We start from the raw sequence: 21,264 nt of genomic DNA on the forward strand, positions 1-21,264 counted from the left end.
TCCGCAACTGGTGATCGACTGCGCCGACCCTAAGGCGTGACGATGGCCCGGATCGCGTCGTCCAGCCCGGCGAGCACATCGCGTACTCCCTCGGCCGCGTCCCGGCCGCCGAGCTCGGCGTTCAGCGCCGCGACCACCTGCCGCATCCTCGGCCGGGCCTCCTCCAGCCGCGCCCGGCCGACCTCGGTCAGCGCGACGAGGTGGGAACGCCCGTCACGGTCGCTGCGGGTGCGGGTGATGTCGCCACGGCGTTCCATCGCCGCGAGATAGCCGGACACCGTGGGCAACGGCAGCCCGAGGGTGCGGCCGAGCTCGCTCGGCGTCTGGTCGCGTTGCCCGAGCTGGCTGTAGACCGCGTACTGCGCGGGGGTGACGCCGGTCGGCTCCAGCGCGGCCGTCAGCAGGCCGCCCACATGCTGGTGGAGGACGAACAGGTCGAGGACGACGTTGCCGCCGCGCTGGTCCAGCACGCGCGGCCGCCTCGGCCGGCGCTCACTCACCGCAGGCAGGGTCGGCGACCGCGCTCACCGTGTAGGGCGGCTGCCCCGGGCGGTGGTCGCCCTGGCTGTTCACCACATACAGCCGGCACCGGTAGCGGGCCAGGGTGGTGGGCAGGTCGAATGCCTGGCCGTCGGCGTCGGTGAGGATCTGGTGGGTGACAGCCCCCGACCGCAGCTCGGGATCGAGGTCGGCGACGTACACGCCGTTCGGGGCGCCGTAGTTGAGCACCGCGTACAGCCGGCGTCCCGCCAGCACCATGCCGTCGGCGCCGAAGCTGTGCCCGCCCAGGTCGAGTTGATCGACCGTGCGGGTGGCGACGTCGATGCGCCACACGGCCTCGGTGCCGTTCGAGGCCACCAGCACCGTGTCGCCGGCCGCGTCCGCCACGATGCCGTTCAGCAGCCAGTACTGCGCCGGGAACTGCGGGAACGCCGAACGGATGTCAACCCAGGGTTGCAGGGGTCCGGGCCGGCCGTGCCGGATCTGCGCGCGGTAGACGATCGGGTTGGCCCAGTCGGTGACGTACACCGCGTCCCGGGTGAGGGCCAGGTCGTTCAGGTCGGCCGCTCCGAGGGGGCCGTCGGGCGCGCGGCGTGTGGCCAGCAGCCGGCCGTTGCGCGCGTGCACGGTCAGGGTGCCGGCGCCGACCGACCACACCCGCCCCGCCCGGTCGGTGTGCACACCGCGCGAGCTCGGCCGGTCGACCGCGCCGACGGCGAACGGGTGCATGGCCGGTACACGCACGTCGCCCGCGAACAGCGCGCCGGTGGCGTCCGAGCTCACGTACATACGGCCGTCCCGGTGCACGGCGACGCCCTCCGGCACCACGCCGGGCTCCTCGGAAACGACGTAGGTGTCCGGCAGCCTCGGCGGGGCGTGCCGTGTGGCCGCCTGGGCCGGTGCCGCGGCGCCGAATCCCACTACCACCACCACGGCCGCTGTCACCCACAGCGTAAATCGCCTTGCCATACGGGGCTCCGTTCGCCACGACCACGGACCAGCCAGACCGAACAAGTTCGAGATCGAAGTAGTTTTGGAGCAGCATGGCGGAGTCACACCGCCGCGCGCAACCCCTCCTCGGAGTTCTCGGGCACCTCGGTCGTCGAGGAGAATCTCCGCAGGCTCCGGTTCGTGGCGGCGACCCCGGCCACTCCGGCCATGCACATCAACCCGCCCGCCACGAGGGCGAACGTCGCCGAGGTCAGGTCGCCCACCAGACCTGCACGGAAGTTGCCGACGTCCGGCCCGGAGACTCCGATGACGTGCTCGACGGCACTGACCCGGCCTCGGTGGGAGTCGGGTGTCGCCAGCTGCACGATCGATCCACGCGAGATCACCGAGAACGTGTCCGCCGCACCGGCCACCGCCAGGCAGCCGAGCCCAGGCCAGAGATACGGCGCGAGCCCGAACCCCGCAAGGCCCACACCCCACACTGCCGCGGTCACCAGCATCACCACGCCCGGCCGGCCGGACCGCGTGACGCGCCCCGACACCGCTCCGGCACACACCCCGCCCACCGCGATCGCGGTGAAGAACAGCCCCAGCGTCTCGGGCCGGCCACCGAACCGCTCGGCGTTGACCACCGGGAACAACGCGACCGGCATGGCCAGCACGGTGGCGAAGACGTCGGTGAGGAACGCGCCACCCAACGCCGGCCTGCTCGCGACAAACCGCCAGCCCTCCCAGACGGTACGGATGCCGGGGCGAGCGGTCGTGCCCACCGGTCGCATCGCCGGCAACCCACGCACGCCGTACAGCGCGGCGAGGAAGGTGACCGCGTCCACCAGGTAACAGACGCCCACCCCGGCGTGCGCGATGACCAGGCCGCCCAGCACCGGCCCGCCGAGCATGGCGAGCTGGAAGCTGACATGGAACAACGCCACACCTGCGGTCACTTGTTCGGTGGGCAGCAACCGCGGGACGAAAGTACGCCACGCCGGCGCGCCCAGCGCACCACCCGCGCTCTGCGCCGCCACGAGGACCAGCAGGACGGCGTACGAACGCAGTCCGGTGAACGCCTGCACCGCCAGCAGCCCGGCGACCATCAGCTGCCCGGCGGTCGTGACCAGGACGAGGCGGCGACGGTCGACCGCGTCCGCCAGCGACCCGCCGACCAGCCCGAACACCACCATCGGCACGGCCTGGACGAGGCCGAGCAGCCCGACGGCCGCCGGACTGCCGGTCAGCTCCCACACCTGGTAGAGAACCGCCACCATGGTCAGCTGCCCGCCGAGCCGGGACAGCGTGGTGCCCACCCACAGGCGGCGGAACGCCGGACTGGACCGCAGCGGCCGGGTGTCGAGGAAACCGTCGACGAAGCTCACGGCGCGCCGTCCCCGTCGTCCAGGTGCGCGGCGATCCGGTCCCTGAACGACCGCTCGCCGAGCGCGGCCTCCAGGTCGCGGACCACCTGGCTCAGCGAGTACGGAATCTCGGCCTCGAGGTCGGCGACCGCCTGCTCGGTGGCCCGCCACTCCGCCTCCAGGAACGGCAGCACCTCACGAGCGCGCGGCGTGACCGCGACCTCGCGGGTGCGGGCGTCGGTGCCGGGCGTACTGCGGACGAACCCCTCCCGGCGCAGCGCGGCCACCGTCTGGCTCATCGCCGAGTGGCTGACGCCGAGCGCGTCGGAGAGCGCCCGGATGGTCATCGGGCCCTCACGGCCGAGCCGGATCAGCGGCCTGGTGAAGCGCGGCCGGATCCCGGTCACGCCGCGCTCGGCGTACAGCGCGGCGATCTCGTCGTCCATCGCGGCCAGCAGCAGATGCAGCGGCCGCCAGTGGCTCACGTCGGTGGGGTCGGGGTGCTGCCGGCCAGATGGTGGCTGGGCAGGCTTTCGGGCGCGGTCGTTCGCGGCCGGTGGAGGGACCATGCCCGGAACTATAACAGCGCTTATATATCTCCGGTCAGCGTTTGCGGGCGAGCGTCACCCCGTCCCGTACGGGCAACATCACCGCCTCGACCCGCTCGTCGTCGCGGACCAGCTCGTTCACCCGGCGGATAGCCGTAACGGCCTCGTCTCGAAACGCCGGGTCGAACGTCCGCCCGCCCCGGAAGACGTTGTCCAGCACGACCATCCCGCCGGAGGTGAGACGGGGCACGATCTCCTCCTACAGCGCGACCAGCGACATCTGGTCGACCTGCACCCAGGCGTCCGCACCCGCTCCCCAGAAGCCGGCGAAGACCTCGATGTCGGCGTTGTCGCCGGGGTCGAAGTCCACGCTCACCTTCGTGTAGTCGGCCAGGTGGCCGAACGACGTCCGGGCGATCTCCCCGGTCCGTGCCCGCACGCCCAGCGCCCCGTCCGGCACGTCACGTGCGGAGGACCGCACCCACGCGGTGAGCCGGTGGCGGCGGTTCGGCCGCACCACGACCGCCTGGGTGAGGGCGTTCCAGCCCTGCGCCGCACGCACGTACCCGTTGTTCTTCCCGGCGTACGACTGGGACCCGTCTCGGTCGATGCCGCCCTGGCCGCAGACGAACCACGGCACCCGCACCTGCCGGTCCGGCTGCTCCTCGAAGCCCGGGTCGCTGAGCAGGTTGGCGGTGTCCACGGCCCGGTCGAGCCGGGTGCGCATGAGGAAGACGTTGTACGGGCCCCACTGCGACATCGCGAAGTAGAGGTCCTGGTCACCGGAGGCAGCCGACCACGGGTGCATGAACGGCGCGTACAGCGCGGGGTACTCACCGCCCTCGCCACCGCGGACGACCACCCGCGCACCGCTCCACGGGCCGGTGATGTCCGGCGCCTCGCGCATCACGATCGCGGCGCGGTACTCGTCGAGGTACATCATCAGCCAGCGGCCGAGATACGCGTTGTACAGGACGGACATCTCACCCGACGGCGCCGCCACCACGGGAACGGCGTCGGCCTCCCGAGCGGTCCAGCCGCGCGCGTTCCAGTACCGCCAGGCGCTCAGGTCCAGCACCCTCGTCTCCGGCACGCGGGCCAGGTGGATGTCGTACAGCCGGCCACTGCCGGTGCCGAAGAGGTAGACGAAGCCGTCGTGGCGTACCAGCGAACCCAACTGGAAACCGCGTCCCCACAGGGGAGCGGAGTTCTGCCAGCGGACGTTGCTCTTGGTCCAGTTCTGCCCGTTGTCGTCGGAGTACGCGATGCCGCCGTAGTTGGTGTTCCACGGGCCCCAGTGGTTCTGGGAGAAGTAGTGCAGGAACTGCCGCTTGCCGACGCTGACACCGGAGTTGGGGATGACGGTGATCTCGTCGTTGTCCACCTTCTTCGACGCGAGCAACTCCTTCGCGTGCCCGGGGCGGTCCACCACCATGTCGTCGAACGTCATCCCGTCGGACAGGTCGTGGTCGGACGAGCGGGCCAGGACGTTGGAACGCCAGTCCTCGCCGAACTGCCCGCCGCCGACCGTGCCCGCGCCGAAGGTGTCGCCGAACGCCATCAGCACCTGACCCGAACCGTTGTCCCACATCGCGCCGAGGTCGGTCCCCATCACCTGGTACCGGGTGTCGGTGTGGTTGATCGAGTCGGGGCCGGTCAGCTTGGCGACCAGATCAGCGAGCGTCGGTCCGGGGACGCTCGGGCCGGGAGCCAGCATCGGTGTGGCGGCGGCGCCGACGGACTTCGGAGCCGGCTGGCCGTGACCGCTGTCGGGGCTCTCGGCGCTGGCCACCTGCGGGCCGGCGACCGCCGCCAGTGGACCCGCCAGCGCTGCTGTGGTGAGGAGTGTCCTGCGTCGCATAGCCCGGCTCCCGTTCCCGCTACAGCGGCCAGAAATCGATTGCACGTTGGCCGGAGGCTAGGAGCCGTCCCGCGACGCCGTCAACGAACCACCATCGCCTGGCCGCACCCGGTCAGTCGCGTGCCCAGGGCTGACGGGTGGTGCGGATCCGCGTTCCCGTCGCCACGGCCTCGGAGACGGTCAGGCCGAGGTAGTGGTCCTGGCACGCGTCGGCCAGCGAGTAGCCGCCCGCCGGCTGCCCGTCGCCGGCGACACGCTCGGCCATCCGTGTCAGGCAGGTGGCGATCGCGATCTCCTCGTCGGGCAGCCGCGCCGGTGCGTACGGGTTGGCGTACACGCGACGATCCCCCGCGTACAACGCACGCAGGTGGAAGCCCTCCAGGTCCCCGCCCAGCCCGGTCTGCTGGCGCGTGAACGACGTCTGCACCGGCGCGGCCGGGTCGTCCTGCGGCAGGTAGGTCAGCCGGTCGTCGATCACCTCGCCGCGTTCACCGCGTACGACGATCCGGTTGCCGATGAGCGGGTGGAACCACTGCCCGTCGGTGAAGTCGTAGACGCCGAGCCGGTCGCCGAAGTCCAGCGTCGCGATCACCTGGCCGGCGTCCACGAGTTCGTCGCGGTCGGGCCAGCCGTCGCGGTCCGGACCACGCTGGAGCCGATTGGTGAAGGCGGTTCCGGCCACCTCGGCGTCGGCGAAACCGACGTCCAGCAACGTACGCAGCACCGCGATCGAGTGGTAGGTCTGGGTGGCCGACAGGTGGGCCGAGGTCACCTTGCCGAGCAGGCCCGAACGGCACACGGCCACCCGCCCGGCGTACTCCGGAAGGAACGGATACTGCTCGGCGACCTCCACGACCGCGGACTCGCCAACCTCGTCCCACAGGGCCCGCATCCCGTCCAGGTCGGGCGCCGGCGGCGTCTCGCTCAGCACCGGCACGCCGCGCCTGGCCAGCTCCACCACGAGGCCGGGGTTCGCCGCCCACGACACCGACGTGACCACGAAGTCCGGACTTCCGTCCTCCAGCAGCGCGTCCACCGTGTCGAACGTCGGCACGCCGAAGCGTTCCCGGATCTCCTTCGCGCGTTCGGCCCTGCGGGCGACGACTCCGGCGACGCCGAACCGGTCCGGCAGCGCGGCGGCGATCCGGAGGTAGAACTCCGTCCGCCAGCCGCTGCCGACCACGCCGAAGGTGGTCCTCGAAGTGTTCATGGAAGTCATGGCGGTCATCGTGCCTCCAGTTGGCGGCCGTCGCGACCGCCGCCCTCACCGGGGTACGGCGTACCGGGGTCCCAGTCCGACGCCTCGGGTGGCACGAACTCCGACAGCGGGAACGTGACCACACACCGGTGGCGGTGCGAGAGGTACGCCGCCTCACACAGCTCCAGCGCCCGCAGCGAGGTGTCCGCGACGGTGTAGTCCGGACTGTGGCCCGGCGCGCCCTCGTCGATCTGGCGGGCCAGGTCCTCCAGGTGCACCTGGTGCGGCGACCGGTCGGCGTCGGGGATCGGGCCGACGTCGGCGGGACCGGACCCCGTGACGATCCGGTAGCCGTTCTCCCAGCCCCAGAACTCCACCAGCCCGTCGGTGCCGACGACGCGGAACAACGTGTCCTTGCCGGGCCGGCTCTGCGCAACGTAGTCGCCACTGTGCAGGACGACCCGGGCGCCGCCCCGCGTCCACGCGTACGTCACCGCCTCAGTCTCCACCCGCATGCCGTCGCGGAAGGTCCGGCTGGAGGTGTCGCAGGTCGCGAGCACTCCGCCGAACGGGTCGTCGCCGAGCAGGTTGACGGCGTACTGGAACCAGTGGATCCCGGCGTTGATGATGTCCCAGCCGGCACACTCGATCTCCACCAGCCGGACCTCGCCGATGTCCCCGGCCCGTACCCGGTCCAGGATCTCCAGCGAGGTCGGCCGGGCGACCAGTCCGTGCGGAACGGCGAGCGGCGTCCCGCTCCCGCTCACCGCGTCCACGATGCGCCGGCCGGCGGCGGCCGTGTCACCGAGCGGCTTCTCCACCAGCAGGCCGCGCGGACGGGTCGCCAGCGCGGCCAGTGCGATCTCCTCGTGGGTGGGGGCGTACGTCGACACGCACACGACGTCGACCGCGTCGTCGGTCCCGGCGGCCGCGGACGCGTCGGCGAGCAGCTCGCGGTAGTCGGCGTAGGTGCGGATCCCGGGGTGGTCCGCGGCAAGCTTGTCCCGTACGTCGCGTCGCAGGTCGCACGCGGCCACCAGCCGGAACCGGTCCGAGGCGGCGAGCGCGCGGACGCTGAGCATCCCGCCGGACCCGCAACCGATCACCGCGGCGGAGTACACCGGCCGGTCGTTCATCCCGCCCCCTCACCGCCGGGCCTTCGGAGGGGCCCGCCGTGCCTACGTCGACGATCCATGCGTACGCCAGCCTGCCAACGAGCCGGTGGACGAGGGGGTGCCGCGACCGCAACCGGCCCGGGCGGCCGGTGACCTCGCCGCCCGATGACCGATAGCGGCCACACCACGCGCGTGACCACACCGCTGCTCGTGCGTTATCGCAACAGTGCCGAGCCCGTCGCGCGTCTGTTGGTTTCCCCCGTACCACCGGGCTCGTCCGGGCTCGGCACCTCCACGGACCCGACCGGAAGGCTGACCCGATGCAGCGCCTCCTGAAGAGCCTGGTCGCCGGCTGGCTGGTCGTTCTCGTGCTCGCACAAGCGGCGGTGCTCGTGCTCGTCTGGTGGGTGTTCATCCGCACGCCGCACGGCCAGGTGCTGGACGCGAGCGTTCTCCGGGCGAGCGGCATGGGCCGGGCCCAGGCAGACGGGCTCGTCACCGTCGTCCTCGACGCGGTGTCGCTGGCGTCCCTGGTGGTGGCGACCGCCGCCGTCGCGTTCGTCGCGCTGGTCCGCGGCAGGATCCGGTTGGCGCTGGTCGCGACCGTGCTCGTCGCGGGCGCAAACCTCACCAGTCAGGTGCTCAAGGACTACGTGATCGGCCGGCCCGACATCGGCATCGCCGGCACCGACATCGGCGCACCCAACAGCATGCCGAGCGGGCACGTGACGGTCGCGGCCTCCATCGCGGTCGCCGCCGTCCTGGTCCTTCCGCCCCGGCTGCGGGGCCTGGCCGCCATCCTCGGCGCGGTCTACACCTCACTCACCGGGATCGCGACGTTGTCTGCCGGATGGCACCGGCCGAGCGACGCGCTGGCCGCGCTGCTTGTCGTCGGGATCTGGGCCGCCGCGGCGGGCTACCTTCTCGTCCTGGGCCAACGCCACGAACCCGTTCGCGAACCATCCGATCCTCACCACCGCACCGTGGCGGGACTCGCCCTGGTGGGCGGGGCGCTCCTGGTGGCCGCCGTCCTCGCCGTCGGGTACACCGACCGCGGCGGGATGACTCCGCCGGTGGACCTCGACCCGGGTCAACTCGTCGGGGCGTACCTCGCCGGCGCGACCGGTGTCGCCGGGGCGGCCTGTCTGGCAATGGCGCTGGTGCTGTCGACACTGCACCGGGTCGTCCCGAACCTCGACCGGCCGGGCCTGGTCGAGACACTCGTCGAGAACCTGCGGGTCCCCGCGCCACCCACGGCCGGCGCGACTCCCTCGCCCGTCGCGGACCTGTCGCCGAAGGAGACGGCGGTGGACCGGAAGAACTGAGCCGGAATATCGCGAAGGATCAACCGAGACGCAACTGAGGGATCAGCGCGAAGAGCAGGCCGAGCCCGAACAGGACCACTGCCGCTATTCGCGCAATACGAGCGCTGCCACCGCGCAGGAAATGTGCGAGCGCCCCGGCGAACAAACCCCCGAAAAGAAACACGACCAGCAACTGACTCATCTACGCCTCACTTTCGCGCACACAATCACACAATTTGACGGTACCGCGGTCGACGCCTTCCAGCAGTGGCGCCCGATCAGAGAAACAGACCCCTGGACTCACCCGCCCGCGCCGGAGCGAACGCCGCGGGAATCCCTTGCATGGCGGGCGAAAGTCGTAGTCGACTCCTGCATCTTGCGCTGCGCCCGCCGCGCCTCCGCAGCACCCCGGTCGAATGCCGCACGCGCCTCTTCGGAATCGTCCCAGGTGTGATATCCCTCGAACTCGTGCGGCGCGCGTCCGAGGCGTTCGTCCACCAAACGGTCATACATCGGCGTGTCACTCATCGGTCCTGCTCCTTGGCCCAAAGGGCTCGGTCACGAGTCCGCTCACTGGGTGGGAACAGGTTATCCATTTCGGATTCAATTCGCACGACCGGGGGCAGCCGAAAACGCTCCCGGCGCAGTGTGCCCGCGAGAAATTCACCATACGTAGCGCTTGCCGTGCGTTTTGTTGTGCGGTCTGGCGTGCGCTCGGGCACGCGCTGAGGGGCTGCCCTAGTCGGTGGAACTCAGTGCACGGAACTCGGCTACCCGTTCGGACTGGTCGGTGGGCAGCGCCACCCGGCCGTAGATCCACAGCAGCAGGTCGGCGACCGTGCCGGACACGGCGGCCGGGCCATCGGCGCCGGGAGACCAGGTCAGCGCCGCGGTTGGATCGGCCTGGGACACCGTCCACGACCTGTCGACGTCGGTGGCGGTGAGCACGAGCGGGCCGGAGAGCGTTCGGCCCAACCGGGCGACGTCGTCGGCGTCGGCCAGAGAACAGGTGAGGAACTCCTCGACCGCGTCGGCCGCCACCTCCGGACGCACCGTCCAGGCGGTGCCGGCCGCGTTCGCGGCGTCCCAGTGGTGGACCACCGCCTCCTGTACCTGGTGGCGGGTGACGAACCCGATGTCCCGGCGGCCCGGGAACCAGGTCCACACCGGTGCGTCCTGGTCGGCCCCGCCGAGCACGTCGACCAACTCGGCGGCGCCCCGCTCGAACACGGCGACCAGCTCGGACCGGTCCGCGCGGGCCGGCCGCCTGGCCTCCTCCGGCGGCGCGGCCAGCCGCTCGGCGGCGATCGTCCGCCAGAACCAGTGCACCTCGGTCAGGTGCTCCACGAGGTCGGCGACGTCCCAGTCGGGGCAGTGCTCGACCCGGGCGTCCAGGTTGTCGCGGACGGCGGCGGCGAAGCCTCGGGAGTGTTCGGCGATGGCGGTCAGGCATGCGTCGGTGGAGAGCGTCATGGCGCCACACCCTAGAGGCGCGCACCGACCAGCGGCATCGGACTTTCTCCCGGCGGCTTCACCCGACGGCCGGGACCCGTGCAAGGACGAACACCTGGCAACGGCCTGCGGGCCCGAGCCCGGGCACCGGCACAGGAACGGAAATTTTCGCGCCCCGCAATCTTGCGGACCACGCAATAATCAGCCATGCTGGTCCGCATGACGACCCAGGACGGTGCCCGCGCCGGGTTGCGGGAACGCAAGAAGCAGGAGACCCGCATCGCGCTGAGCTGGGCCGCCATCCGCCTCGCCGTCGAGCGCGGGTTCGACAACGTCCGCGTGGAGGACATCGCCGCCGAGGTCGGCGTGTCCCCGCGTACGTTCAACAACTACTTCTCCGGCAAGGCCGAGGCCGTCGCCACCCGGCACCTCGACCGCGCCCGGCAGATCGCGGTGGAGCTCCGTGCCCGGCCCGCGTCGGAGCCGTTGTGGAAGGCACTCGAGCTCGCCGTGCTGCCGCGGTTCACCCTGGGCCAGGACGGCAACGCGCGAGGCGGCCCCGACGAGGAATGGCTCGCCGGCATCCGCCTGATGCTCACCGAACCCGCGGTGCGCGGCGAGCTGGCCCGGGTCGGCGCCGCGGTGGAGACCGAACTCGCCGCCGCGATCGCGGCGCGCACGAACACCGACGTCGACCGTGACCTGTACCCGCGGCTGGTGGCCGCCGCGGTCAGTGCGGCGCTGCGGGCCGCCACCCTGCACTGGCTGAACTCCGACGCGCCCGGACCGATCGCACCGCACCTCCAAGACGCCATCCGTCAGCTCGCGGCGGGCCTGCCCGTCCCGTAGGCCGCTCGCTCCTGTTCGCTCCCGTTCCCGTTCGCTCCCGAACCCGGCAAGCGATTCCGCACACCTCGGCGCCGATGCCGACCTGGCCGGTGCCGCGTACTCCCCCCGCCCTCATGGAGGACCCTCATGCGTCGCATCCTGCCCGCGATCGGGCTGTTCTTCCTCTCGCCGCTCATCGCGGAGTACCTGCTAGGCGACCTTCCCGTCACCGCGCTGTTCGCGCTCGTCGTCCTCGCCCCGATGTACGGCGGTGCCTCGCTGCTGATCCGCGAGGTCTGCCGCCGCCTCGGGTGGGGCTGGCCGAGCATGCTCACCCTCGCACTGGCATACAGCGTCCTGGAGGAGGCGATCGTCACCCAGTCGCTGTTCGACCACGACTACGGCGGCATGCACTTACACCTGCTCGACCGCGGTTACGTCCCGGCACTCGGCATCGGCCTGCCGTACACGCTGTTCGTCCTTGCCCTGCACGTCGTGTGGAGCCTGTCCGTGCCGATCGTGCTGACGGAGTCGATCGTCCGCGAACGCCACGACACCCCGTGGCTCGGCCGGATCGGCGTCGCGGTCACCGCGATCGTCTGTGCGGTCGGCGTCGCCCTGAACGTCCTGGGATCGCGCAAGCCGGGCGGGTTCGCCGCGTCACCCGCCCAACTCGTGGTGAGTGCCCTCGTGGTGGTCGCGCTGGCCGGAGCGGCGGTGCTCCTCGGCCGCCGGACCGAGCGGGCGCGGTCGGCCGGCGTGGTGGCGCGAACGGCCGGCGGACTGGTTCCGCCGCCTTTGCTGCTGGGCCTGGGATCGCTGGTCCTCGCGTCCGCGTTCGTCACCGGGTGGTACCACGGCCGGCCGGCGATCCAGCCGTGGGTGTTCGCCGCGGTCGTCCTCGTCGCCTACGTCGCCACCGTCGTCCTGGTCGCCACCTGGTCCCGCCGTCCGGGCTGGACGCCGATGCACCAGCTCGCGCTGGCGGGTGGGGCGCTGCTGACGTACGCCTGGCACGGGTTCGAGACCAGGCCGTTCGTGCCCACCCCGCCGTCGGTCCAGCTGGCCAGTCACGTCGTGATGGGCGTCTTCGCCGTGGCGGTGCTCACGGTGGCGGTCCTACGCCTGCGGGCCGGCGAACCACGTCGGACCCGGCCCACGGAGTCCGCTCCGGCTGCACCCGCCGCACATCCGGCCGGCTGACCCGGCTCACCGCCGCGCGGCGCGCCACTCCGGGGCGAGCACGGACCAGATCTCGATGTCGTAGCGCGTGCCCCGGTGCGGAGTGCTCTCCCGGAGCACGCCCTCCCTGGTCATCCCGAGCCGACTGGCCACGGCGATGCTGGCGGTGTTCGCCGTCGCCGCCCGCCACTCCACCCGGTGGATGCCCCGCTCCTCAATTGCCCAGTCGATGATCGCCCGGGCTGCCTGGGTCACCAGTCCCCGGCCCACGGCCGACGGCTCCAGCCAGCAGCCCACCTCCGCGTTCCCCTGGGCGACGTCCATCGTCCGGAAGAGCACTCCGCCGACGAGGGTGCCGTCACACCAGATGCCGTAGATCCGTCCGGTGTCGGCGGCGGCCTTGTCGGCGTACGACTGGAGAAGCGCACGGCTGGATTCGAGGTCGGCGACGGCGTCGGCCAGCCCGATGTACTCCCCGACGAGCGCGCGTCCCCGGTCCATGTGGGCCAGGAATTCCTCCGCCTGCCAGGGTTCGAGGGGACGGAGTTCGGCGCCTTCCTCTCCCAGAGATCTCACCCACATGGTGGCCCTCCCGATCGATCCGGCTCGACGCTCGAACGGTACGCGGACCCGGCACGGCATCGGCCGTGCGGGTCGACGTCCTCCGCGCGCCTGTCGTGCGTACTCCCGCCGGAGGTGGCGTTACGCTTCGCGGACCATGGCAGCAGCGCGAGGGCAGTCGGCCGACGGGGGTGACCTGTCCCGGCTGCGGCAGCTCAACGAGCGTGCGGTGCTGGCCGCGGTCCGCGACGCGGGCGAGCTGCGGGTCGCCCAGATCGTCGAACGCAGCGGCCTCGGACGCACCGCGGTGGAGGACGTGCTTGCCAGCCTGGTGGACCGGCGGTGGCTGGCCGAGGAGCGACCGGCGGTACGCGGGCGCGGGCGGCCGGCCCGCAGCTACCGTTTCCGTGCCGAGGCGGGGTACGTCGTGGGCCTGGACATCGGGGCGTACTCGATCCGGGCGGTGCTGGCCGACCTCGGTGGTCAGGTGCTGGCGACGGCCCACCGCCGGGTGAGCCCGGACACCCGCAGGGACGCCCGGCTCGCCGCCGCCGACCGTGCGATCGCCGACTGCGTGCGCGGTGTGGACGTCGCGGCCTCCCGGATCTGGGCAGTGGGTACGGGCACCACCGGACTGGTCGACCGGCAGGGACGAGTCGTCCGGGTCAACGCCATCCCGGACTGGGCGGGAGTCGACCTGGCCGCGCACTTTCGTCGGTCCGCGCGGCTCGTCGTGGTGGACAACGACAGCCAGTTGGCGGCGCTCGCCGAGCACCGGCGGGGTGTGGCGACGGACGTGCCGGACCTGGTGCTGCTGCACGCCGGCCGGCGTACCGGCCTTGCCCTGGTCATCGACGGGACGTTGCGGCGCGGCTTCCACGGTGCGGCCGCGGACCTGTCGACCCTGCCCATGCTGCGCTGGGAACCGGCGATCGACCACCTCCACCACTGCCGGGCCGTGCCACCGGACGTGCCGGTCGCCGACCGCGCGGAGCACGCCTTCGCCGCGGCGCGGGAGGGACGCCGGTCGGCACTGACCGCGGTTCGCAAGTACGCACGGGAGATGGCGCTCGCGGCCGCCACCGCGGTCGGTGTCGTGGACCCGCAGGTGGTGGTGCTGGGCGGGGCGTTCTCTCAGGCGGCCGACGTGCTCCTGGGCCCGCTCACCGAGGAGCTGACCCGGTTGTTCCCGCAGGGTCCGGAGGTGCGCGCGTCCACGTTGGGCGCGGACTGCGTGGCACTGGGTGCCATCTGCCTCGCTCTGGACGCGGTGGACGAACGACTGGTGGGCTCGGCCCGCGGCGCGCTTCCGGTTCTGGCCGCTCGCAGCCTCTGACCGGGGCCCGAAGGTGTCGCCGGTGCGTTGACCGGCGTTCATCCGCTACCAATAATGTCGGAGCCAGGCAAAAATGATCTCCGGCGCCGCCCGGAAGGCCGGTGCAGCCCAGGAAGAAGGCTCCCCAGTGGTCAGACGGATTCCACGTCGCACCTTTCTCACCGCCGCCGGTGCGATCGCCACCGCGACCGCCGTCGGTGACATCTCCTACGCCACGCCGGCCGCGGCCGAGGACGCGTCCGAGTACGTCGACGTCCAACTGCTGAACATCACCGACCTGCACGGCTACCTGCAGCCCACGACTCCCAGCCAGGGCAGCGTCATCACCGGCGCCGGTGGGGTGAAGGTGACCGTCGGCGGCGTGGGTTACATGGCCACGCACCTGAAGCGGCTGCGAGAGGGACGGAAGAACTCCCTCTTCTTCTCCTCCGGAGACAACTTCTGCGGCTGGCCGTTCGAGGTCGACGCGCACGCCAACGAGCCCACCATCGAGGCGCTCAACGCGATGGGCCTGGACTTCAGCACCGTCGGCAACCACGAACTCGACCAGAGCGTCAGCTTCCTGGTCGACCACATGATGAACGGCGAGCCGTACCCCGTGTCCGGCCGGGACGACAACTTCGTCGACTCCACCGGGCAGCGGTTCCAGGGCGCGAACTTCAGGTTCTACACGGCGAACATGGTGTGGGCGGATTCCGGGAAGACGATCCTTCCGCCGTACAACATCGAATGGGTCGACGCCGGCAACGGCCGCAAACTGCCGATCGCGTTCATCCACCTCACCCTGGTGGGCACCGAGGTCGGGTCGACGTCGTACCAGCCTGGGCTTCGGTCGCTGTCCGACCTCGACCAGGCGAACAAGCTCGCCGCCGAGCTCAAGGCCCGCGGTGTCAACGCGATCGTCATCAACATCCACGACGGCGGCGTCGCCGGCAACGACTACAACGCCGGCAGCAACCCGTCCGGTCCGGTGTTCCAGCTCGCGGCCAAGGCCTCACCCGACATCGCCGCCATCGTCACCGGACACTGGCACTGCCGGTTCAACATGATGGTCCCCGACCCGAACGGCGTTCCGCGTCCGGTGGTGGAAGCCGGCAACCACGGGTCGCTGATCAACGAGATCACCCTCAAGCTGGATCCCGACACCGGCGCGGTCATCCGCGAGCTCACCACCTCGACCAACCACGCCAACACCCGCGACGTGCCGCTGGACGAGGAACTGCAGGACATCGCCGACTACTGGACCGCGCAGGGAGCAAAGCGCTGGGCCACCCCGCTGGCCAGGACGACCGGCGACTTCACCCGCGTCCCCAACGCCAACGGCGAGTCCACGATGGGCAACCTGGCCGCCGACTTCGCCTACTGGGACGCGCAGCAGAGCCGGTCCGGCCGAGCCGACCTCGCCCTGATCGCCACCAAGCCGGTCTCGGGTTCGGTCGCGCTGACCGGAGACCTGCTGTACGCGAAGGGTTCCAACGCCGCGGACGAGGACGGCACGATCCTCTTCGGCGAGGCCTGGGGTGCGTTCGGCTACGGCAACCCGGTGTTGACAGTGACCATGCCCGGCACCATGGTGCACGCCGCGCTGGAGGCGCAGTGGGTCGAGCAGGCCGACGGCACGGTGAAGTTCGCACCGTTCGCGGTGTCCCGCAACGTGTTCTACTCCTTCGACACCTCCAGGCCGGTCGGGCAGCGCGTCGACCCCGCCGGGGTGCACATCAGCGGCCGGCGGCTGGACCTGGACCGCGACTACCGGGTCGCGGCACTGGCCTACACGCTCATCGGGGGCGACGGCTACAAGGTCTTCGAGGGCTTCACCGATCCTGTTCGTAACGACCGCGACCACGAGGGCTTCGTCGCGTACCTCCGTGCACACCGCACGATCACTCCCGCGCCGCTCGACCGGGCCCGGCCGGTGGGCTGAGCGGACCGCCGGCGCGCCCCTAGCCAAGGCGCTCGCGGTCGCGGCGGTCCAGGGCCGCCAGCGCCTCGGCGAAGGGGCGTTCGAGCCACGCGAGGTGGTCGGCCTCACCGTGGTGGTGGGTGGTGAGGTCGTCCGGACGCCGGATCGCGGTGTGGCGTACGTAGTCACGCGCACCCTCCACGACCGTACGGATGTAGTGCAGCCCGTCCGGGTCGGCCATGCCCCACGGCCCGCCGCACGCGACGAACACCGGCGAGGTGTGCGCGAACACTCGCCGGCCCCACTCGTCCAGGTGGTGGTCGCTGCCGAGAGCCCGCAGCGCCAGCCAGGAGTGGCCGTCGACGCGGACCTCCTCGGTGAGGTCGAGTGCGCGTTCGCCGCGCCCGGCGGCCGACGCCACCACCTCGCCGTTGCAGACGAGCTCCAGGCCGTGCAACGGGAAGATGCTGGTCACGCCGGCCTCGACGGTCACGGTGCCCGGCCCGGTCAGCTCCACCGTGTCACCGGCCTGCCTGCCGTCGACGGAGAAGCGGAGCAGCGGGCCGCCGGACAGGAACGTCCGGCCCCGGCGTACCGCACGGCACCAGCCCTCGTAGGTGAACTCCTCGTCCGGGTCGAGCCGGGCGTAGGTGCGGTACAGCCCCACCGGCACCGAGCTTGACATCTTGTCCGTGCCACCGACGAGCGGCATCCGGTAACCGGAGTTGAGGTACCGGTAGTACTCCAGCAGGGCGTCGTCGCCGTGGGCGAGCATCTCCACCGCGTCCGCCCGCCCGGTGGTGACCAGCACGGCCGGCTCGCCGTTCGGGTTGGGGAAGTGCGCGGCGACGACGGTGCCGCCCTGGGCGTGGGCCCGGTCGGCCCAGTCGCTCAGCGTCGCGTCCAGGGCGCCGCCCAGCTCCGCCTCGTCCGGGCCGTCACTCGACCACGGCATGACGGGTTCCTTCAGCCCCCAGAGCAGCATGTGGCCCAGCGCGTGCTGGCGGTTCTCCTGGCCGACGTAGGTGAGATAGTCACCGCCACCCCTGCCGTCCGCGCCGATCACCCGGCCGGTGAAGTCCTCGGTGTTGGTGAACAGCGCGCCCCACTGGGCCTGCAGGAGGTTGACCACGCGCAGGTCCTCACCCTGCTGCTCCAGCTGCGCACCGGCGGTCGACAGGAAGTGCACGTGGGAGTCGCCTGACCACCAGCCTTCCGCCGCCAGGTCGGACGTACGCCGGATCCGCAGGGTCAGCTCCCGCTGGCCCTTCTCGATCCGCACCGTCTCCCGCAGTGGTTCGTACTCGAATCCGCGGGCGACGTCCACGACCACCTCGCCGCGCGGAAGCCAGCCCTGGCAGGTGCCGTCGACGTAGGCGTACGTGCGCTGGCCGAGGGCGACGTCACCGCCCACGTCGAGGTGCCAGCTGCCGATGTTCTGGTTGACGTGGTTGTGGTGACCGTGCGGCTGGTACGGAACGCCTTCGGGGGAACGGAAGTGCACGCGGCACGGCACCGGTCGTCCGGTCGCGTCGTCGAGCACCTTCACGTGCACCCAGTTGCGGCCGGGGTCGACGAGCTCGACGCGGACCCGATCGTTCGCGGCCTGCCCGTCGCGTTCGACGTCGCCCCATCGCACCCGGCCGAGTTCCTCACCCTTGCTGCCGACGACGAGGGTCGCCGACGGGAGGGCGGTGACGGAGGCGTGCGCGGGGCTGGTCGCGGGCGGCCAGTCGCCCGCGCCGTAGCCCGCCCGGTCGTTGCCCGTCGGGATCGGTTGCGGGTAGGTCGCCACGCCCCGGTCGACGTCGAGGTCGAGCACGCCGTCGCGCCCGGCGACGTCCTCGTCGGTGACCACCAGCCGGACCGGCCGTCCCGGCGTACGGACGAACGGATGCTCGTCGAGGTGCCCGAGGGTGACGCCGCCGACGAGGAACGGGAGGCCACGAGGAATGATCTCCAGGCGTTCGATCACGGTGTCCGGCTCGGGGTTCTCCCACTGCCACAGGTAGAACGTCTTGGCCCAGCCCTTGTTGTGCTCGGTCATCCGGAAGCCGGCCATGCCCCAGCGGCCTTCGAACCGGGCCGCGTTGCTGTCCTGGGTGTCGCTGACCGCGAGGAAGGGGTCGCGACCCCAGGCGTGGCCGATGATCTGGATCTCGAAGCGTTCCCGGATCGGCACCTCGACGGTGCGCCCACCGGTCAGGTGGAAGACATAGTCCGCGACGTGACCGCCGACGCCGTGCCCGGCCGGGCCACCGGGCTCCAGCAGACGGTGCGCGACGACGACGTGGCGGGCTGCCTTACCGATGTCGATCGACACCGGTTCGGAGGGCGCCACGAAGCAGCGGTCCCTCGCGGGAGTTTCGGAACCGACGAGGAACGGCAGGCCGCGCAAGGTCAACTTGCCGAGCGGGGGATCCTGCTGCTGCGCGCCGAGGATCTCGACGCCTGCGTTGCACACGGATTCGAGCGAAAGTGGTTCGTAGCCGGGCATTGCCCGATCGTGCCCCCTGGTCCTTCCGCGGGGCAAGCGTTTTCACCGTGGACCGCGTCCCTGTGTCGTCGTGGCCGTCCGGGTTCGGTCTCCTGCATGGCCGTCCCTTCCATGTGCGCGGCGCCACGGCGTACAGCCACTACGACGATCCTCGCGCGGAGGTCACCCTGGCCCGGCGCGCACAGCTCAACGTGCTCGAACTGGTCGAGTTCGATACCCGCTACCACGACCTTTCCGACACGATGTCGGAGGCGACCTGGACCCGGGTGGACAAGGTGATCGCTACCGCCCGAGCTGCCGGCCTACACGTGATCCTGCACTTCGCGGAGTACGGCCAGTCGCTGGCGGCCGGCGGGACCACCCCGACCACCGTGGACTGGAAGCCGTACCTGAGCTTCGTCGCCAACCGCGTCAACACCGTCACCGGCGTGGCGTACAAGAACGACCCGACCATCGCGATGGTCCAGCTCTACGGCGAGATCGACGCACCGAACTTCGGTGTCCCCACCGCGGGTACGACCGAGCAGATGACCGCATTCTTCGCGCGCACCCTCGCCCAGTGGCACGAGCTGGCACCGAACATCCTCGCCAGCTCCGGCGGCTTCTCCTACCTCAACTACTCCAACAGCGGCATCGACTGGCAGACCATCATGGCCGACCCGAACAATGCCGCCTGCGGGGTCGAGGTCAACTCCACCGCCGACCGGGACGTGAGTGTTCCCAACGTCTCCTCGTACTGCGAGAACCTGGGCAAACCGTGGTTCCTCGCGGCCTGGAGCTCCTGCTACAACCACAACCCGTGGGGCCCCGAGGACCTCGACCACTTCCCCGACGACGCCACCATGGCCGCCCATGCACGGGAGATGAAGCTGCTCGCCCTCGGCAGGCGCGCGGACGGACCGGCTCCGGCCATGCCCGCGATCGGAAGCGACTTCTGGAACCTCGGCGCCAGTCCGGTGGTCGAGGGAACCTGCGACGTCGGGCCGCAGTTCCCGCAGACTTTCGCCGCTGTACGCGAACCCGTTCACCGCGTCGGCTGACGGACAGGCGCGGGCTCGCGTCAGTGGCCGGGGCTCGCGTAGTGGCGTACCTGCCGGTGGAAGAGCCGGACCGCGCCGGCGTACAGCAGCAGGCCCACCGCCGGCGACGCGAGCGCCAGCCAGGTCGGCACGAACAGGTCTTTCGTACGACCCAACAAGAGCGCGGCCGGGAAGAAGGCGGCGTATGCCAACGGCAGCACGAAGGTCAGCAGGTAACCGACCGCCCGCGGCAGCACACTCAGCGGATACGGCCCGAACGTCACGAACACCCGGTCGGCCACGCTCAGCAGCGGGGAGGCGTCCAGCAGCCGGAACGTCGACGAGGCCAGCGCCAGCATCACCGCCGACTCCACGAACGCGCTGCCCACCACGGCCACGACGAGGTAGGCCACCCAGCCCACCGACCAATCCACCGGCGCGGCCACTGCCGTGACCGACAAGACCACGAGCCCGAACACGACGTCCCCGACCGCGGTGATCTGGAAGCGCCGGGTCAGCAACTGGACCAGCGGGTCGACCGGCCGCAGCAGATAACGGTCGAACTCGCCTCGCCGCACCACGCCCGCTGTCATCCACAACTGCCCGGACAGCAGGCCGTGCAGGGCGTGCCCGGTGGAACGGATGCCGTAGACAAAGGCAACCTCGACGAAGCTCCACCCACCGATGCTGCCGAACGCGTGCACGATCACGCCGACGAACGCCAGTGACACCGCCTCGTAGAAGATCGCTCCGACCGAGGTCAGCACGAAGTTGGCGCGGTACTGCACCGCCGACGCCAGTCCGATGCGGAGCAGGACGGCGAACTGCCGCAGCGTCGACGGCGGCGTCAGATCAGCCACCCTGCACCACCACCCGGTGCCGCGCACGCGACCACACCCACGCGCAGAGCCCGCCGAGCACGACGATCCAGACCGTCTGAACGCCAAGCGCCGCCGGGAGGCCGCCGGGCGGGCGGCCGAAGTAGATCGCGAGCGGTGTGTACGTCGAGGCCTGGAACGGCAACGCCACGGCGACCGCCCGCAGCCAGTCCGGCATGAACCACAGCGGCAGGATCGCGCCCGACATGAAGGTGCGCACCACGAAGAACGTCATGGTGATCCCGCCCACCTCTATCGTCCAGAACGACGTGAGCGCCATCAGCATCGTGGTCAGCTGCGAGACGGCGAACGCGAGCAGCAGGCTCACCACGAACCATCCTGCCGCCGCCACGCTCTTCGGCGGAGCGAGCCCACCCACGACCAGGCCGGTGCCGAGGCCCACCGCGACCGTCGGCATGGAGGCGACGACGGCGCCTGTCTGGAAAGCGAGGTTCTGGGTCAGCAGTCCGATCGGCCTGGTCAGGTCCACCCCGATCAGGCCGTCGCTCACCCTGGAGGCGATCGAGTGGTACGGCGAGGTGTTCAGGACGCCCGCGATCGTGAGCCCCAGTACGGCGTACCCGACCGCGGTCCGCACGTCCGCCCCGGCGACCTCACCGTCGTGACCGGCGTAGATCGCGCGCCACACCACGCTGTAGAGCGCGATCTGGACCGCGATGGCCGGGTAGCCGAGCAGGATCGACGTGCGGTAGGCCCACGGTGTGAGCATGCCGATCCGTACCTGACTCAGCACCGGTCTCAGCACAGGCAGCCTTCT

Annotated in this window: 21 protein-coding genes; 6 read left to right on the forward strand and 15 right to left on the reverse strand. The window is 71.1% G+C overall.

Annotation, left to right across the window (positions count from 1 at the left end):
• Positions 1-29 precede the first annotated feature (29 nt).
• The 8 genes from ABZV93_RS03810 to ABZV93_RS03845 form a co-directional block, all read right to left on the reverse strand.
• The gene (locus ABZV93_RS03810; RefSeq protein ID WP_354929867.1) at positions 30-500 is read right to left on the reverse strand and encodes a MarR family transcriptional regulator; all 471 of its coding nucleotides are present in this window, start codon (positions 498-500) and stop codon (positions 30-32) included.
• Entirely contained in the window at positions 493-1,470 is a 978-nt protein-coding gene (locus tag ABZV93_RS03815; protein WP_354929870.1) for a hypothetical protein, read from the reverse strand. The genes ABZV93_RS03810 and ABZV93_RS03815 overlap by 8 nt, the downstream gene beginning before the upstream one ends.
• 83 nt (positions 1,471-1,553) lie before the next feature.
• Positions 1,554-2,825 (reverse strand): MFS transporter, encoded by a 1,272-nt coding sequence (locus ABZV93_RS03820; protein ID WP_354929873.1) that lies wholly within the window; start codon positions 2,823-2,825, stop codon positions 1,554-1,556.
• Entirely contained in the window at positions 2,822-3,373 is a 552-nt protein-coding gene (locus ABZV93_RS03825; RefSeq protein ID WP_354929876.1) for a MarR family transcriptional regulator, read from the reverse strand. The genes ABZV93_RS03820 and ABZV93_RS03825 overlap by 4 nt, the downstream gene beginning before the upstream one ends.
• 34 nt (positions 3,374-3,407) lie before the next feature.
• The gene (locus ABZV93_RS03830; RefSeq protein WP_354929879.1) at positions 3,408-3,602 is read right to left on the reverse strand and encodes a hypothetical protein; all 195 of its coding nucleotides are present in this window, start codon (positions 3,600-3,602) and stop codon (positions 3,408-3,410) included.
• 9 nt (positions 3,603-3,611) lie between these two features.
• The gene (locus ABZV93_RS03835) at positions 3,612-5,213 is read right to left on the reverse strand and encodes a DUF4185 domain-containing protein (protein WP_354929882.1); all 1,602 of its coding nucleotides are present in this window, start codon (positions 5,211-5,213) and stop codon (positions 3,612-3,614) included.
• Between the two features lie 112 nt (positions 5,214-5,325).
• Positions 5,326-6,423: a Gfo/Idh/MocA family oxidoreductase gene (locus tag ABZV93_RS03840; protein ID WP_354929885.1), complete on the reverse strand. Its 1,098-nt coding sequence runs from the start codon at positions 6,421-6,423 to the stop codon at positions 5,326-5,328.
• Positions 6,424-6,437: 14 nt separating this feature from the next.
• On the reverse strand, positions 6,438-7,547 hold the full coding sequence (locus tag ABZV93_RS03845) for a Gfo/Idh/MocA family oxidoreductase (RefSeq protein ID WP_354929888.1): 1,110 nt from the start codon (positions 7,545-7,547) through the stop codon (positions 6,438-6,440).
• A gap of 299 nt (positions 7,548-7,846) precedes the next feature.
• Here ABZV93_RS03845 and ABZV93_RS03850 point away from each other — a divergent pair, with 299 nt between their 5' ends.
• Positions 7,847-8,851, forward strand: coding sequence for a phosphatase PAP2 family protein (locus ABZV93_RS03850; protein ID WP_354929891.1), 1,005 nt, complete (start codon positions 7,847-7,849; stop codon positions 8,849-8,851).
• A gap of 19 nt (positions 8,852-8,870) precedes the next feature.
• Here the strand turns inward: ABZV93_RS03850 and ABZV93_RS03855 are convergent, their stop codons facing one another.
• From ABZV93_RS03855 to ABZV93_RS03865, 3 genes are all read right to left on the reverse strand, one after another.
• Positions 8,871-9,032, reverse strand: a complete 162-nt coding sequence (locus tag ABZV93_RS03855) for a hypothetical protein (protein ID WP_354929894.1) — start codon at positions 9,030-9,032, stop codon at positions 8,871-8,873.
• 98 nt (positions 9,033-9,130) lie between these two features.
• A complete protein-coding gene (locus ABZV93_RS03860) occupies positions 9,131-9,358 on the reverse strand; it encodes a hypothetical protein (RefSeq protein ID WP_354929897.1) in 228 nt (75 codons plus the stop codon).
• Between the two features lie 210 nt (positions 9,359-9,568).
• Positions 9,569-10,303 (reverse strand): maleylpyruvate isomerase family mycothiol-dependent enzyme, encoded by a 735-nt coding sequence (locus ABZV93_RS03865; protein WP_354929900.1) that lies wholly within the window; start codon positions 10,301-10,303, stop codon positions 9,569-9,571.
• A gap of 198 nt (positions 10,304-10,501) precedes the next feature.
• Between ABZV93_RS03865 and ABZV93_RS03870 the strand changes: the two genes are divergently transcribed.
• Both ABZV93_RS03870 and ABZV93_RS03875 read left to right on the forward strand, forming a co-directional pair.
• Positions 10,502-11,131, forward strand: coding sequence for a TetR family transcriptional regulator (locus tag ABZV93_RS03870; RefSeq protein WP_354929903.1), 630 nt, complete (start codon positions 10,502-10,504; stop codon positions 11,129-11,131).
• A gap of 126 nt (positions 11,132-11,257) precedes the next feature.
• Positions 11,258-12,313: a hypothetical protein gene (locus ABZV93_RS03875; protein WP_354929906.1), complete on the forward strand. Its 1,056-nt coding sequence runs from the start codon at positions 11,258-11,260 to the stop codon at positions 12,311-12,313.
• Positions 12,314-12,319: 6 nt separating this feature from the next.
• Here ABZV93_RS03875 and ABZV93_RS03880 read toward each other — a convergent pair whose 3' ends face one another.
• Complete coding sequence (locus ABZV93_RS03880) at positions 12,320-12,874, reverse strand: GNAT family protein (RefSeq protein WP_354929909.1); 555 nt, start codon at positions 12,872-12,874, stop codon at positions 12,320-12,322.
• 136 nt (positions 12,875-13,010) lie between these two features.
• Between ABZV93_RS03880 and ABZV93_RS03885 the strand changes: the two genes are divergently transcribed.
• Both ABZV93_RS03885 and ABZV93_RS03890 read left to right on the forward strand, forming a co-directional pair.
• The gene (locus ABZV93_RS03885; RefSeq protein ID WP_354929912.1) at positions 13,011-14,189 is read left to right on the forward strand and encodes an ROK family protein; all 1,179 of its coding nucleotides are present in this window, start codon (positions 13,011-13,013) and stop codon (positions 14,187-14,189) included.
• A gap of 127 nt (positions 14,190-14,316) precedes the next feature.
• On the forward strand, positions 14,317-16,113 hold the full coding sequence (locus tag ABZV93_RS03890) for a bifunctional metallophosphatase/5'-nucleotidase (RefSeq protein ID WP_354929915.1): 1,797 nt from the start codon (positions 14,317-14,319) through the stop codon (positions 16,111-16,113).
• Between the two features lie 19 nt (positions 16,114-16,132).
• On the opposite strand, the gene ABZV93_RS03895 is transcribed toward ABZV93_RS03890, so the two are convergent.
• Positions 16,133-18,556 (reverse strand): CehA/McbA family metallohydrolase, encoded by a 2,424-nt coding sequence (locus ABZV93_RS03895; RefSeq protein WP_354929918.1) that lies wholly within the window; start codon positions 18,554-18,556, stop codon positions 16,133-16,135.
• 80 nt (positions 18,557-18,636) lie between these two features.
• Here ABZV93_RS03895 and ABZV93_RS03900 point away from each other — a divergent pair, with 80 nt between their 5' ends.
• Positions 18,637-19,629, forward strand: coding sequence for a hypothetical protein (locus ABZV93_RS03900; protein ID WP_354929921.1), 993 nt, complete (start codon positions 18,637-18,639; stop codon positions 19,627-19,629).
• Between the two features lie 20 nt (positions 19,630-19,649).
• Here the strand turns inward: ABZV93_RS03900 and ABZV93_RS03905 are convergent, their stop codons facing one another.
• Together ABZV93_RS03905 and ABZV93_RS03910 are read right to left on the reverse strand one after the other, a co-directional pair.
• Complete coding sequence (locus ABZV93_RS03905; RefSeq protein ID WP_354929924.1) at positions 19,650-20,468, reverse strand: ABC-2 family transporter protein; 819 nt, start codon at positions 20,466-20,468, stop codon at positions 19,650-19,652.
• Positions 20,461-21,240 (reverse strand): ABC-2 family transporter protein, encoded by a 780-nt coding sequence (locus tag ABZV93_RS03910; RefSeq protein WP_354929927.1) that lies wholly within the window; start codon positions 21,238-21,240, stop codon positions 20,461-20,463. The genes ABZV93_RS03905 and ABZV93_RS03910 overlap by 8 nt, the downstream gene beginning before the upstream one ends.
• Positions 21,241-21,264: the final 24 nt, after the last annotated feature.

The organism is Actinopolymorpha sp. NPDC004070 (genome assembly GCF_040610475.1).
GTDB lineage: Bacteria > Actinomycetota > Actinomycetes > Propionibacteriales > Actinopolymorphaceae > Actinopolymorpha.